Origin of the sequence: Paenibacillus sp. B1-35 (assembly GCF_050474385.1) — a bacterium.
Taxonomy (GTDB): Bacteria; Bacillota; Bacilli; order Paenibacillales; family Paenibacillaceae; genus Paenibacillus_B; species Paenibacillus_B alvei.
Map to the genome: position 1 here is coordinate 224,990 of NZ_JBCHVJ010000001.1, position 14,327 is coordinate 239,316.

Consider the following 14,327-nt stretch of genomic DNA (forward strand, 5'->3'; position numbering starts at 1 on the left):
TAATGCTAGGACATGCCTATTCAGAAAGTGAGAGATTAAAGCGACAGCATACGCGAGATTTTCATGATCTTCGTGCCATCGTTTTGATCCTTATTTCTTTTTGACTGAGCATTTGCATTCATCATCCGTTCCATTTGCAAACGAGTCGAACAACGGAGGGATCACGTGCTTATCGCTTACGATTCGAAGACTGGTAACGTGAAACGGTTTGTCGATAAATTGGAGAATATGAAGTGTGTCCGCATATCGACTGACGTGAAGCTTAAAGAACCCTTTATCCTCATTACGTACACAACCGGGTTCGGACAAGTTCCTCAATCCACGCAAGAGTTCCTGGAAGAACACAGTCATTTACTCCAAGGTGTCGCGGCAAGCGGCAATATGAACTGGGGCACAAGGTATGGACTTGCAGCTGATCATATTTCCAGACAATACTCTGTCCCCGTACTGATGAAGTTTGAACTCAGCGGGACAAAACGAGATGTAGACAACTTTATTCGGGAGGTCCATGACTTTGATACCAAAATGGATACAGCTTAACAATGAAATCATGGTTCAGAAGGACGGTAAATTTCAATTTGGCAAGGATCACGAGGCAGCAAAGAGCTACTTCGTCGATTATGTCAATCAAAATACGGTGTTTTTCCATAACCTAGAAGAGAAGATTCATTATTTGATCGAAAATGATTACTACGAGAAAGAGCTTTTCGACAACTATGAATTTAAGGATATTAAAAAGCTTTACGAATACTTGTATTCCAAAAAATTCCGTTTCCCTTCGTTCATGAGTGCGTTCAAGTTCTATAACAACTACGCGATGAAAACGAATGACGATACGAAGTTCTTGGAACGTTATGAAGATCGATTGGCTGTTGTGTCCCTATTTCTTGCAAGTGGAGACATTAACAAAGCCTTCGAATATGCAGAGCTGTTGATTTCCCAAGAGTATCAGCCAGCAACCCCGACATTCTTGAATGCAGGGAAGAAGCGCAGAGGTGAGCTTGTCAGCTGCTTCCTGCTGGAAGTGAATGATTCGATGAACTCGATCGGATTTGCGATCAATTCCGCGTTGCAGCTAAGTAAGATTGGCGGCGGCGTCAGCTTGAATCTGAGCAAAATCCGTGGAGCAAGCGAACAAATTAAAGGGCTTGACGGCAAGGCAAGCGGCGTATTGCCGGTTATGAAATTGTTCGAGGATGCATTCTCCTATGCGAACCAATTGGGACAGCGTGATGGAAGCGGCGTTGTGTACTTGAACGTATTCCATTCTGACATTCATGAATTTTTGGATACGAAAAAGATTAACAGTGACGAGAAAATCCGCATTAAGACGTTGTCGCTCGGCGTTGTTGCTCCGAACAAGTTCTTCGAGCTTGTCGAGCAGGATAAGGACATGTACTTGTTCTACCCGCATACTGTGTACCAAGCGTATGGCAAGCATTTGGATGACATGGATATCTCGGAGATGTACGATGAGCTCGTAGACAATCCGAAGGTACGCAAAAAGAAAATTGTCGCTCGCGACCTGATCTTGAAAATCGCTCAGATTCAAATGGAATCTGGTTACCCATATATTATGTTCGTAGACAATACGAATGAGTACCATGCGTTGAAAGAGATCGGCAAGGTTAAATTCTCCAACCTGTGCAGCGAGATTGCACAGCTTAGCGAAGTATCGACAATCAATGACTATGGCATTGAAGATGAAATCAATCGTGATATTTCGTGCAACCTAGGTTCACTTAACATCGTTAACGTGATGAAAAACAAGCGGATGCGCGATACGGTTCACCGCTCTATGGACGCGTTGACCGAAGTAACCGATCGCAGCAACATCAGCATCGTTCCATCTGTAGCGAAGGCGAATCGCGAGCTTCACTCGGTAGGTCTTGGCGCTATGAACCTGCATGGATACTTGGCGAAGAACAAGATTGCATATGAGTCTAAGGAAGCAAGAGACTTTGTACGCGCGTTCTTCATGATGATGAACTTCTATTCCATTGAGCGTTCCATGCTGATTGCGAAAGAGCGCGGCGTGACATTCAAAGACTTTGACAAGAGTGAATATGCAAGCGGCGCATATTTTGATAGATACCTGAACACAGACTTCAGTCCGAAGACAGATCGCGTGAAAGAATTGTTCGATGGTCATGCGATTCCTACATTGGAAGATTGGGCACGATTGAAGGAGCAAGTAATGGAGCATGGCTTGTACCATGCTTACCGTTTGGCAATTGCACCAACAGGTTCCATTTCTTACTTGCAGTCCTCCACAGCATCGATCGCGCCAATTACTCAGCGCATCGAGGAACGTGAATACGGAGACTCGAAAACGATCTACCCGATGCCGTACATCAACGATGAAAACTACTTCTACTACAAAGAAGCTTATGATATGGACATGTTCAACCTGATTGATCTGGTTGCGGATGTACAAGTTCATATCGACCAAGCAATCTCGACGGTACTGTTCGTTAAGGATGATCTGACGACTCGGGATCTTGCAAAATACTACATTTATGCACAGAAGAAAGGGCTTAAGACGCTCTACTACACACGTACGAAGAAGAAAACGATCGATGAGTGTGTAAGCTGCGTAGTCTAAATGAGTGCTACCCGTTATAAATGAGCGCTACCTGCATAAATGAGAGTTCAAAAAAGTCAAAAGCGGCCTTTTTGAATTACCTCTAAAGGAGATTCGTAGATGAGAAACTTTGAAGCAGTAAACTGGAACAGACCTGAATCGGATTATATGGAAATGCTGTGGACGCAGAATACGTCCCAGTTCTGGCTTGATACCGAGATTCCTATTTCGAAGGACTTGAAGTCTTGGACGAAAATGTCCGAAGATGAAAAGCTTGCATATATGCATGTTCTTGGCGGCTTGACTTTGCTGGATACGGAGCAAGGGAACGTTGGGATGCCAGTTATTGCGCAGCATGTAGAAGGGAAGCAGAAGAAGGCGATTCTAATCTTCCAGGCTGCGATGGAAGAAATCCATGCGAAGAGCTACAGCACCATCTTTACGACGGTTGCAAGCACAGCTATGATTGATGAGACTTTTGAATGGGTAAAAGATAATAAGCATTTGCAGAAAAAAACGGCTATCATTGATGGACTGTATAAGGGAATTCAAGACAACGATCCCATTAGCTTGTACAAAGCGATGGTGGCATCGGTGTTCTTGGAGAGCTTCCTGTTCTATTCGGGGTTCTTCTATCCACTGTACTTGGCTGGACAAGGCAAGATGGTAGCAAGCGGTGAGATTATTAAGTTGATCATTCGCGACGAAAGTGTCCATGGAGTGTTCGTGGGCTTGCTTGCTCAGGAAATTTACAACAAGCAAAGCTCGGAAATGCAGCAGGAGCTGTCTCAATTCGTGAACAAGCTGTTGCTTGAATTGTATGAGAACGAGCTTGAATATACAGAGCAGCTGTATGATGCGATTGGCCTTACACATGAAGTGAAGAAGTACATTCGCTACAACGGCAACAAGGCGCTCATGAACTTGGGCTTTGAGCCGTACTTCCCTGAAGAAGAGGTTAACCCTGTTGTCTTGAACGGTATTCGTACGGAAACAAGCACACATGACTTTTTCTCGACGAAGGGCAGCGGTTATCAGAAGGGTAAAGTTGAGCCTTTGCAAGACAAAGACTTTACGATGCTAAACGATCGTGTTAAACAATCCGATATTTTCGCATAAGATTATTAGGATTGCTAGTAATGATGCAAGAACAACTGGGTGGGGAACGCTCAGTTGTTTTTGTATTGTCGTGTCGTAAGAACGGAATACTAATGTACCAGCTGTATGTATATCCATAGTAGAAGAACACCGTATATTCATGAATCACTTTTCAATGCTTTCGTTTGATGAGATAATTCGGACAGATGATTTTCATACATAAAGGGCGGGCTTTCATGAAAAAAAGAATTACGGATATTGCTATCATTATCGCGGGCGCTTTCATTTTTGCATTAGCAGTCAATTTGTTTGTTATCCCAAATGATTTTGGCGAAGGCGGGGTAACAGGGGTTACCATTATTTTGTACTACGTATTTGGCTGGTCTCCTGGCTTAATGAACTTGATCCTGAATGCGGTTTTGCTCATTGTAGGCTATAAATTCCTGGATAAGAATACAACCGTGTATACGATCATTGCAGTGGTATTCAACTCCTTGTTCCTCCATCTGACAGAGAGCTGGCGCATCGCATCGAATGAATTGATGATCAATGCGATATTCGGCGGTATTTTTGCTGGTGTAGGGATCGGTCTCATTATCCGCGTTGGGGGCACGACAGCAGGCTCAACGATTTTGGCGCGAATCATGAACAAATACCTGGACTGGAATGTCAGCTATGCATTGCTGTTTTTTGATTTAATCGTGGCATTTGCTTCGTTCTTTATTATCGGTGCGCAAGGCTTAATGCTTACCATTGCGATGCTGTATGTGGGAACCAAGGTCATGGACTTCATTATCGAGGGATTGAACCCGAAAAAGGCGGTCACCATTATCTCCAAGGAACATGATCGAATAGCTGAGCAAGTGAACATTGTCATGGATCGTGGAGTGACGGTGCTGGAAGGTCATGGTTATTACACGAAGGATCGGAAGCAGGTTCTGTATATTGTCATTAGCAAGCAGGAAGTATCAACACTCAAAAAGATCGTTAGAGCAACGGACAAAGACGCATTTATTACGATACATGATGTTCGAGACGTGTTCGGAGAAGGCTTCATTGATATTACGAAATAAAATGGATTCAACAACCCAATAAGGCGTGTTTGCCACTTGGATTCCGCGCCACATCTAACTGTGAAAAAGTTAGGTGTGGCGCGGAATGTTTTCGCTAACACTTTCCTCTCAAAATGTGCGATAATACGAATTGTACAACTAGAATATGGGAGGACACAACAATGGTACAACCGTGGTTTGAGAAAGCGAAACTTGGAATTTTCATTCATTATGGCATTTATGCGGTCGATGGGATTTCTGAATCCTGGTCTTTCTATAATGGAAGAGTGTCGTATGAAGACTACATGAAGCAGCTCGACGGATTTACGGCCAGCAAGTTCGATGCAGAGAAGTGGGCAGACCTCTTTGAGAAGTCTGGTGCAAAATATGCAGTTCTTACGACGAAGCATCATGATGGCGTTGCTTTGTGGGATACACAGTACAGTGACTTGAATGTCGTGAAGAAGACCCCAGCCAAGCGGGATCTGATCAAAGAATATGCCAAGGCGCTTACGGATCGCGGGATTAAGCTTGGCATGTACTACTCCTTGATCGACTGGTCACATCCAGATTATGCAAGTGTGTACGAGGGCGGCAAGGTGCCGGAGGATTTAAGCAAGGTCAACCGCTTCTGCAGTCCGACGGATGGTATACAAGACGAAGAAGCATGGCAGCGCTTCCTTGAATTCAACAACAACCAATTGCGTGAATTGCTCACCAATTATGGCAAGGTGGATTTACTCTGGTTCGACGGGGACTGGGAGCGCAGTGCCGAACAGTGGAACCTGCCGGCGTTCAAGGACTACTTGTTATCGTTCAATCCTGAACTTATCATTAACTCACGGCTTCAAGGCCACGGCGATTATAAGACGCCGGAACAGGGCTTGCCGATTACAAGACCTGTAGGGCCATGGGAGTTCTGTACGACCATTAACAGCTCCTGGGGCTACCAGCATGATGATGATTACTATAAGACATTGAACCAAATCATCCGTATGTTCTGCGACTGCATTACAATGGGCGGTAACATGCTGCTGGACGTTGGTCCAATGGAGGACGGTACCATTCCGAAGCGTCAAGAAGAAACTCTCATTGGTCTTGGCAACTGGATCCGTACGCACGAAGAGGCAATTTACGAGACGGATGAAGGCATTCACACTCGTTATTATTTGGGCGGCAGCACCGTATCCAAGGATCGTCAGACCTTATATTTGTTCGTGTACGATGATCCGAAGGAAAGCGTTTGCTTGAAGGGTCTGTCCAATAAAATTAAGAAAATTACGGTATTACATTCCGGCAAGGAATTAACATACGATATCCATGGCGGTGTGCCGTGGTTCAATATTCCGGGTACAACGTGGATACATATGACGCCGGAAGATGCGCATGAAAATGTAACTGTACTGAAAATTGAACTGGAAGGCGAGTTGGATATGTACGGCGGATCTGGTGCGGTTGTTACGCATAACTAAGCGATGATTGAATATTGAGGACTAACATGGAGAGAGGAAGACGACAGCATGAGCAGCAACAAGCTAATATTGGCCGGGTATGCTGGTGATTCTGTACTGCCGCAGGTAACGGCAGAAGATGCGAAGAAGCTAACCCATCTGAATGTGGCGTTCGGCCATGTGAAGAATGACCGGATTACGATTGAGCATTTGCAGAATTTGTCTCAATTGCGAGTATTGAAGTCTTACAATCCTGAGCTGCTCATTTTACTGTCTGTGGGCGGATGGAGTGCGGGAGGCTTCTCTGAAGCGGCCTCAACTGCAGAGGGAAGACGACAATTTGCAGAGTCCGCAGTGCGTGTGCTAGAGACAGCTTCGTTCGATGGGATCGATCTTGACTGGGAGTACCCATGCTACTCGGAAGCAGGAATTGCCTCCAGCCCAAATGATAAGCAGAACTTTACTTTGCTCCTCAAGGAGCTGCGCGAAGTGCTTGATGCCAAAGGGCAGGCAGATGGAAAACACTATTTGCTGACGATAGCTGCGGGCGCAGATCAGTACTATATCGATGGGACAGAGATGGATATTATCTATCCGTATTTGGACTTCATTCAGCTCATGACCTATGATATGCGCGGCGGCTTCCAAACTTTGACCGGACATCATACGAACTTGTATACATCGACAGGTGACTTGTTCCGCATCAGTGTGGATACATCTGTACGGCTGTTCACGGCTGCAGGGGTTCCGCGCGAGAAGCTCGTTATCGGTGCGGCCTTCTACTCTAGAATGTGGAAGGACGTTCCGAATACGAACAATGGCTATTTGCAAATGACGGCTGGATCGGGTGGATATGGATCGGATTACACGAAGCTGGATGCAGCGTATATCAACAAAAATGGTTTTGTTCGCCATTGGGACGATGAAGCGAAAGCGCCGTATTTGTATGATGGTCACAGCTTTATTACGTATGATGATCCAGAGTCATTAACGCACAAGTGCAAGTATGTGAAGCAGCAGGAACTTGCAGGCATTATGTTCTGGGAATATAGCTGCGATCATACGCATACTTTGCTTGAAGCGATGCATCGTGCCTACACAAGCTAGTTATGAATGATGAATAAAGAATCCCCTGCATACGAGCTGTATGATGCTCAAGCATGCAGGGGATTTGTCAGTTAGTGGATGTCGTTTTTCTGGAAATTGCCGCCGAGGACATCCGAAACGCTTTCGATCGCGATGAACGCCTTGCTGTCAATCTCTTGTACGATTGCCTTCAGCTTTGCCAGCTCCAGACGCGTAACTACACAATAAATAATTTGAGTATCTTCCTTGCTATAACCGCCTCTGCCATAGATGAAGGTTGTGCTACGGCCCAAACGGCTTTGAATTGCTTCCGATACTTCCTCATACTCCTGCGATATGATGGTTACCGATTTCGATTCATTCAAGCCCTCAACGACGATATCCATCACCTTCGAAGCAATATAGAAAGTAAAGATCGAGTACATCGCCGAATCCCAACCGAAGACAGATCCAGCAATAATAAAGATGAACACGTTGATAAAGAGAATGATTTGACCAACAGGAATCCGGGTCTTCTTGGATACGAGAATCGCTACGATCTCTGTACCATCTAACGAACCGCCAAAGCGAAGAACTAGGCCGACACCAAAGCCTAGAATAAAGCCGCCGAACAATACCGCCAATATTTTTTCATTCGTAAATGCACTCCAGGGATGCAGATAGAATGTCGTACCCGACATAACTATGATCCCATATAAGGTAGAGAAGGCAAATGTTTTCCCGATTTGTTTGTACCCCATTATGAGAAACGGAACGTTAATAAGGAAGATGAACACACCGAGCGGCAAGCCTGTAAGCTTGGACACTACGATCGAAATCCCTGTTATCCCGCCATCAATTACATTGTTCGGAACGAGGAATAATTCCAACGCGATACCCATTAAAATTGCGCCAGACGTAATGAAGATAAATCTCTTCAAGTAGTCAAAAAAGGACATTTTCTTATGAACTCTAGCCATGCAACAAATCCTCTCTGTCTATAGGATGATACTAACTTAAAGTATGTATATATCATAACATTTTCATGAATGATGAACAATAAAGTGAGAATTGTCATAATTTGAAGCTACTTGTGTCCTAAGGGTGGACATTCATTGTTGAAACTCGTGAATAGTAAGCTTGCAACAAGAAAATAATAATCGAACGGTATTCATTGGATAAAAAGGAGAACTTCATGTACTTGCGTCATCTATGGCTTGCTCTGTGGCTGCTGCATCCACCTGTCGCTGCAGATCAACTCCTTGTTGAACATCAGGGTCGGCAATTAGCAGCTGTACATCGTTCCGATTATTCACTGCCAGGCGTGACCGTCGTGGATAATCACAAATTGAATAAGCTCATGGATTCGCTGGATCGCCAAGTGGCTGTTGCACCGCTCAATGCGTCATTGAATGAACATGGGGGCATTGTATCGGGACGAAACGGTGTAAAGCTGGACAGAAATATGTTCACAGAGCAGTTGTATCGTTACATGTACAGGAAAGGCACTGTGAAAATTGAGGTGCCTATGCAGCTAGCCTATCCGAAAGTGGACAGCGAACTTTTGTCTCATATCCGCGAGAAACAAATCGGTCAATATACGACCTATTACAATACGAATAACAAAAATCGATCCATTAACATAAAGCTTGCTGCAGAAGCGATCAACAATCACGTCATATTTCCAGGGGAGACCTTTTCCTTTAATGAGATCGTAGGTCAACGTACAGTAGAAAGAGGGTATGTAAGCGCCCCTATCATCGTGAAGGGAGAAATGTCAGAAGGGGTCGGCGGGGGGATCTGCCAAATCTCATCCACCCTGTTCAATGCAGTTGATCGAGCAGGACTGCAAATCGTGAAGCGTTATTCCCACAGCAGAAATGTCACCTATGTACCGCCTGGTCGTGATGCGACGGTCAGTTGGAATGGGCCTGACTTCACCTTTCATAATCATTACAATCAGCCTATATTGATTCGAGCCTTTGCCTACGGGGGGACAGTTCACATTGGTGTATTTTCATCAGAAGAAATTCGCTACAAGCAGCGGGATATTCCAGGCGCCTCGAAGGAACTGCCTGAAGAAGTGACCGATATCAATGTAGACAAGGATGGGTAGGAGTAAAGTAGAAAAATAAGAGCATTACTGTAGTTCATGTGTAGTAATGCTCTTTTCAAGTTGTTAACAAATTAGGGAGTACAATCTTGATTTTTCAAAAACGGATTCATAATCATCTTCAATAGTTGCATGGACGAATACGGTATGATCCAAGATGAACAGCTTCATTCAAATCCTCTCCAAGATCGTTGGAGGGGTTTTTTATGTTTTACTTGATGAACGAATTCGCAGGGTAACACGTACTATAGCTGTTCAGATCCGATAGGGGAGGGGAACGAAATGGGGAGAGGTATAGCGGCTGTCCTTGCACTGTTTGCTAACATGTTGTTTTGAAATATTGATTTCCGCGAGAACAGCTAGAGAAGTTTACTCTGAATTATCCATACGGACTTGCGAAAGGCGAAATGGAAATCTTGGAGCTGAAAACGAGAGGGGGGAGTCTACTCAGGACTTTATGTTGTTGATATATGAATTCGATGTTAATATATGAGGGTATTTGGGTTTGTGGTACTATATTCCTATAAATATGAAGGCTGAGCACGATAGGAATGGGACCAAGTGACCTGTTTTATGTCTATGAACATTCGATATGATAATAGTAAGGATTCGTCGAAGCTTTGCTTTCGGCGTTTTTTTTCAGAGTGGAACGAAACATATGTTCGATAATTTGAGGCTTATTGATGCAGCAGCTTTGAACGGCAGGGAGGGTAAGATGGACAAGAAGGCAAAGCAAATCGTAATGAAAACATTCTGGAGCAGCGCGGGATGGAAGGACACTCGCAGCATTTCCTTTGCCGGTGATGAGTTTGAGTATGCAAAGAGCAAAGGGCTAATGTTCGATCCAGTGACGAAAAGTCATGACAAATGTGTGATGCGGATAGTCGAGCTGCATCAAGTGGTTACCAAGGAGATGGCTGTTCGAGCTTTTCTGCACAGCTTGTCTACACGGAAAGTGTACATGCGAAGCGCGCTCTCCAGTTGGGCACTCACGCATGCTATGAGTGTCCATATGTTTACGAGCAATATCGGCAGGTGTACAAGCAGCACGTATGCCATGTATGGGGATTGCTATGAATGTGATAAGAATGGGGTTGCCACTCTTGAAGCCTATACGAATGAAGATATAAATGTGCTGAACTTCGAGCGGATAAAATGGGGAGGTGTTCGACTTAACCATATGCTTTATTGCATATTGGATATGGAGCAGCTCCTTGCCGAAGGGACAGTTGACGTTATGGAAGAGGATGTGTCCATTCTTGAACATATACTTACAGCGATAAGAAGCTGTCAGCCGAACGATGCCGCACGCCAGTTGGAAGCGAAGCTTAGCAGTGTACTGCCATCCAATAAGCAGGAACGCGATGTGTTAATGGAAATTTTGGCTTACGCCGGTGTGCTGCGAGCCGGTTCGGAGAACAGACCGGGCAGGGGCGGGAGAAACGACTTCTTCGCTGTCGTAAACTGGCGCGGCGAGGATGGATATTGCGAGCAAGCGGTTGAGGATTACTTTGGAAAGTGGTTACATGGATCGCATACATAAAGGATAGATGATATTGGACAGATAGGAGGAATCACCATGATCGAAATTACAGAGTCATATGTAGATTCGTTGGCTCCGAACGCCTCGGCTATCAAAAACGCGCAGGGACTGGTCAAAAAACGTAGTTTCGTGCAGTTGAACAGTTCGGAAGATGGATCCCTTTTGTTCGGGGAATGTTCGGGCAGCGGGAAATCCAATTATCAATGCTCGGCAGACTTCATTCAGCCTGAAAAGCCGATACTTCGCTGCTCCTGCCCGAGCAGACAGCTTCCATGCAAGCATGCGCTGGGATTGCTGTATGCATATGTGGGGGGAGGAGCGTTCGCTGCTGCACCTGTGCCTGAGGATATCATCTCTAAAAGGGAAAAAGCGGAGAAACGGGAAGAGAAGAAGCAGCAGGCTGCGGAGGGCGCCGAATTGAAGCCGAAGAAGGTGAACAAGTCTGCATTGAAGAAGAAGCTTCAAGCGCAGCTTGATGGGCTTGAATCCCTGGAAAAGCTAGTGTTGTCAATTGTTCGAGGCGGAATAGGCACGGTAGATAAGAAAGCAATTAAGATGATTCAGGATCATGCCAAGCAACTGGGCAGTCAATATTTGCCCGGAGCGCAGCATGAATTGCGCAGATTAGCCTTATATTTATCCAATGATGGGGATATGGAAGATATTTATACTCATGCGATTGAGCAGTTGACCATCCTGCACGCCTTCATTAAAAAAGGTCGAAGTCATTTGACCGCCAGACTTGCCGATCCAGAACTAGCGCTGGATCATGAGTCGACTGTAGAAGAGTGGCTTGGCCATGCGTGGCAGCTTAGCGAATTGAAAGCATGCGGCATGATGAGCGAGGATGTGGAGCTCATTCAGCTCTCTTTCCTTAGCTATGATGACCCGGCCAGACAAGAATACATTGATCAGGGCTATTGGATAGAAAAAGCGTCGGGAGAGATTCATCGTACGATTCAATACCGCCCCTATAAAGCAGCGAAGCAGATGAGGGCCGACGACAGCTTCTTCGATGTTGCGCAGGTGAAGTCGCTTTATCGCTATCCAGGGGACATGAATCGCAGAGTACGCTGGGATGAAATGATCACGAGAGCGGTTGAGCCTAAGGATGTGGATCTCATATCTGGTCATGCACATCGTGTTTATACAGACGTATTGAAGAGCGTGAAGAATCAATTGAAAAATCCGCTGGGAGAGAAAAATCCGGTTGTGCTTCTGCACGTATCAGATATGAAACAGACGGATCAGGATGAATTTGTATTACAGGATGAGCGTGGTCAGCAGATCGTGCTGAGGGATATATGTGGTTTCCATCATTCTACGGTGTCCTTGCTGCCGCTACTGCCAACTGGATGGACACAAGATGCAGCGATGTTGGTTATGTTCGAACATCGGCTGGAAAGCGGACGACTGATTGCACAGCCGTTAACGATAATGAAGGATGCGGAAATGATCCGTCTCTTGTATTAAGGAGGATGGTTGATGAGTACAGCATTGTTGCAAGAGCTTCATCAAGAAGTGAAACGCCTATACATAGCAGGCAGCGAGTTGGCAGTCGGTGACTTCCGCTTGAAGCGGCTTCTGCCGCAGTTCCAGCAGCTTGGGGAGCGGGCGCCTGTATTCAAGCGGCTCGGTGAGGGGATTGCCGCATTAATCGAACCGCCTGCGGGGAAGGAACCATCCTCAGCCGAGATGCTGCAGGATATTGGCATGCTCCTTCATTCCGTCTTATACACACAGGGCAGCACAACTCCCACTGGTGAACTTACGGCCATAGATAGCCATCCGAGCAGTCTATCAACGAGATTGTCCTACCGCAAGTTGGCGGCAGTCCAAGAGGCGTTGACGACGACTGGTGGCGGACGCTTTGAAGTAATCGTTCAGGCCTTCGAAGATGGCATGTTTGCCGATATGCGCTTGCTGCACTACGCAATTGAGGCGCTTGGCGATCCATATACGGAAATTGCAGATATGGCCATGGAGAAAATTCTTCCATCCTATGGAGCGCAGATTGTTCCGCATCTGATGAAGACGTTCCGAGCTGATGGCGGCAAGCTGGAAGCAAGGAAGCTGCGCGTTATTGGCAAAGCCGGTGGAGACGAGGCTGCCGCATTCGTTTATCAAGCTGCACAAACCGGTTCGGATGAGGTTCGATCGACGGCAATTCGGCTTTTAGCGGGGTATGTTCAGTATGAAGAATCCGTACTTGAATGGACGAAGGAGAAGAAGAAGGCAATTCGGGAGGCGGCCTATCACGCACTGGCTGCAAATGGAACGGAACGAGCGGCGGAACGCTTGCATGAAGCTTTTTCAGGCAAAGATATCGAGATAGTTTCAGAAGCGGCGGCCGGATGTGATCATCCGCTGCTGAATGCTCGATTAGTACAGGATTTGGATCATAACCTGGATTTGGCGTTGGAGCAAGCGGACGATAAGAAAAAGCTAGAAAAGATTTGGGAGAGTATGAAGTTTGCAGTGCGATCATTGGAATTTAAGAAGTGCAATGAGCTTTTCGACGTATATGCGAAAGTCGTAAGCCGATTTCAAGATTTCGTATCATTTCAATGGATGGAGCTGCTCCACGCAGCGGCTCGATATATGGAAGCACATCATTCGGCGGAAGCCCATGCTTACTTGAAGGAAATGGAGCAACATGATGTCCGATTCATGTCCTATACTGTCCGTTCCTCATTCAATCAGCTCACGAAAGAGGACATGTATGAGGACTACGTGGCATCGATGCGCAATAAGTGGAAGCTGCAGACGAACAGAGACGTGCAAAAAAGAAAGAAAGCACTGTTTAGTGCCATAGAAGAGATTGTGCTATCCAGAGAATATAAGGAATATCCATCATTGTGGAATCATTCAACGGAGCTTACCTCCATTTATATGACTGTTATGCAGTCGCTGCCAATCATTTGCGATACGTGGGATGAGCGTTGGCTGGATTGCTTCATTGAACAGAACGAACTTGCGCTCGTATGTGCTTTTGCACGACCGGGACATGAGGCATGCATCGAGTTTTTGCGAAGCAAGATGGAGAAAAACCCTGAATTCCGCAATCCGTTCGCAGGCTTGATATTATGTGGATTGAAACGAGCCGGCGTTGATCAAGAAGTTCTATGGGAGGCGCTTGTGGCCGCCATCGAAGATAAGCGCAATACGAGTTGCTATGTCTTTGATGGATATGTGCTTGAACAGCTCTATGAGCTGCCATCATCGTATCATGATCGTTTATCCGCTGTGCTGCCTAAGTTCAGGTATACGGCTGGCGAACAGCTTCGTTACATCGTCGAACAAATGGAAGCAAAACAAGCTGCGGTTGCGGCAGAATCGGTATAGTTATTCCTTACGAAACTGCAAGAAGCGCTGGAGCAGCCTTACGTCTCAAAACGATAGAATGTCAGGAACGAGCCTA

11 protein-coding genes are annotated in these 14,327 nt (G+C 45.8%); 10 read left to right on the plus strand and 1 reads right to left on the minus strand.

The genetic code is table 11. From position 1 onward, the window contains the following. Positions 1-165 precede the first annotated feature (165 nt). From nrdI to ACQ5BJ_RS01140, 6 genes are all read left to right on the plus strand, one after another. Positions 166-540, plus strand: coding sequence for a class Ib ribonucleoside-diphosphate reductase assembly flavoprotein NrdI (nrdI, locus tag ACQ5BJ_RS01115; protein WP_005549417.1), 375 nt, complete (start codon positions 166-168; stop codon positions 538-540). Further along, complete coding sequence (gene nrdE, locus ACQ5BJ_RS01120; RefSeq protein WP_040736335.1) at positions 509-2,605, plus strand: class 1b ribonucleoside-diphosphate reductase subunit alpha; 2,097 nt, start codon at positions 509-511, stop codon at positions 2,603-2,605. The genes nrdI and nrdE overlap by 32 nt, the downstream gene beginning before the upstream one ends. Positions 2,606-2,704: 99 nt before the next feature. Further along, a complete protein-coding gene (gene nrdF / locus ACQ5BJ_RS01125) occupies positions 2,705-3,703 on the plus strand; it encodes a class 1b ribonucleoside-diphosphate reductase subunit beta (RefSeq protein ID WP_430107939.1) in 999 nt (332 codons plus the stop codon). Positions 3,704-3,918: 215 nt separating this feature from the next. Next, positions 3,919-4,755, plus strand: a complete 837-nt coding sequence (locus ACQ5BJ_RS01130) for a YitT family protein (RefSeq protein ID WP_262866780.1) — start codon at positions 3,919-3,921, stop codon at positions 4,753-4,755. A 161-nt stretch (positions 4,756-4,916) separates the two neighbouring features. After that, positions 4,917-6,206 carry an alpha-L-fucosidase gene (locus ACQ5BJ_RS01135; protein ID WP_430107942.1) on the plus strand — a complete coding sequence of 430 codons (1,290 nt, stop codon included), beginning with the start codon at positions 4,917-4,919 and terminating at the stop codon, positions 6,204-6,206. A 48-nt stretch (positions 6,207-6,254) separates the two neighbouring features. Next, positions 6,255-7,292: a glycoside hydrolase family 18 protein gene (locus tag ACQ5BJ_RS01140; protein WP_430107945.1), complete on the plus strand. Its 1,038-nt coding sequence runs from the start codon at positions 6,255-6,257 to the stop codon at positions 7,290-7,292. Positions 7,293-7,363: 71 nt separating this feature from the next. Here ACQ5BJ_RS01140 and ACQ5BJ_RS01145 read toward each other — a convergent pair whose 3' ends face one another. Then, a complete protein-coding gene (locus tag ACQ5BJ_RS01145) occupies positions 7,364-8,230 on the minus strand; it encodes a YitT family protein (RefSeq protein WP_005549409.1) in 867 nt (288 codons plus the stop codon). A 215-nt stretch (positions 8,231-8,445) separates the two neighbouring features. On the opposite strand from ACQ5BJ_RS01145, the gene ACQ5BJ_RS01150 reads away from it, so the two are divergent. The 4 genes from ACQ5BJ_RS01150 (at position 8,446) to ACQ5BJ_RS01165 (ending at position 14,251) form a co-directional block, all read left to right on the plus strand. Continuing rightward, positions 8,446-9,366: a VanW family protein gene (locus ACQ5BJ_RS01150; protein WP_005549408.1), complete on the plus strand. Its 921-nt coding sequence runs from the start codon at positions 8,446-8,448 to the stop codon at positions 9,364-9,366. 712 nt (positions 9,367-10,078) lie between these two features. Next, positions 10,079-10,906, plus strand: coding sequence for a hypothetical protein (locus tag ACQ5BJ_RS01155; RefSeq protein WP_005549407.1), 828 nt, complete (start codon positions 10,079-10,081; stop codon positions 10,904-10,906). Between the two features lie 36 nt (positions 10,907-10,942). Beyond that, complete coding sequence (locus ACQ5BJ_RS01160; protein ID WP_268600295.1) at positions 10,943-12,379, plus strand: SWIM zinc finger family protein; 1,437 nt, start codon at positions 10,943-10,945, stop codon at positions 12,377-12,379. A gap of 12 nt (positions 12,380-12,391) precedes the next feature. Next, on the plus strand, positions 12,392-14,251 hold the full coding sequence (locus ACQ5BJ_RS01165) for a HEAT repeat domain-containing protein (RefSeq protein ID WP_268600296.1): 1,860 nt from the start codon (positions 12,392-12,394) through the stop codon (positions 14,249-14,251). The last annotated feature ends 76 nt before the right edge of the window (positions 14,252-14,327 follow it).

What these genes read in the sequence shown, in the direction of transcription:
- nrdE (WP_040736335.1), top strand. Translation starts at nt 509, where the DNA reads ATGACTTTGATACCAAAATGGATACAGCTTAACAATGAAATCATGGTT.
- nrdF (WP_430107939.1), top strand. Translation starts at nt 2,705, where the DNA reads ATGAGAAACTTTGAAGCAGTAAACTGGAACAGACCTGAATCGGATTAT.
- ACQ5BJ_RS01130 (WP_262866780.1), top strand. Translation starts at nt 3,919, where the DNA reads ATGAAAAAAAGAATTACGGATATTGCTATCATTATCGCGGGCGCTTTC.
- ACQ5BJ_RS01135 (WP_430107942.1), top strand. Translation starts at nt 4,917, where the DNA reads ATGGTACAACCGTGGTTTGAGAAAGCGAAACTTGGAATTTTCATTCAT.
- ACQ5BJ_RS01140 (WP_430107945.1), top strand. Translation starts at nt 6,255, where the DNA reads ATGAGCAGCAACAAGCTAATATTGGCCGGGTATGCTGGTGATTCTGTA.
- ACQ5BJ_RS01145 (WP_005549409.1), bottom strand. Translation starts at nt 8,230, where the DNA reads ATGGCTAGAGTTCATAAGAAAATGTCCTTTTTTGACTACTTGAAGAGA.
- ACQ5BJ_RS01150 (WP_005549408.1), top strand. Translation starts at nt 8,446, where the DNA reads ATGTACTTGCGTCATCTATGGCTTGCTCTGTGGCTGCTGCATCCACCT.
- ACQ5BJ_RS01155 (WP_005549407.1), top strand. Translation starts at nt 10,079, where the DNA reads ATGGACAAGAAGGCAAAGCAAATCGTAATGAAAACATTCTGGAGCAGC.
- ACQ5BJ_RS01160 (WP_268600295.1), top strand. Translation starts at nt 10,943, where the DNA reads ATGATCGAAATTACAGAGTCATATGTAGATTCGTTGGCTCCGAACGCC.
- ACQ5BJ_RS01165 (WP_268600296.1), top strand. Translation starts at nt 12,392, where the DNA reads ATGAGTACAGCATTGTTGCAAGAGCTTCATCAAGAAGTGAAACGCCTA.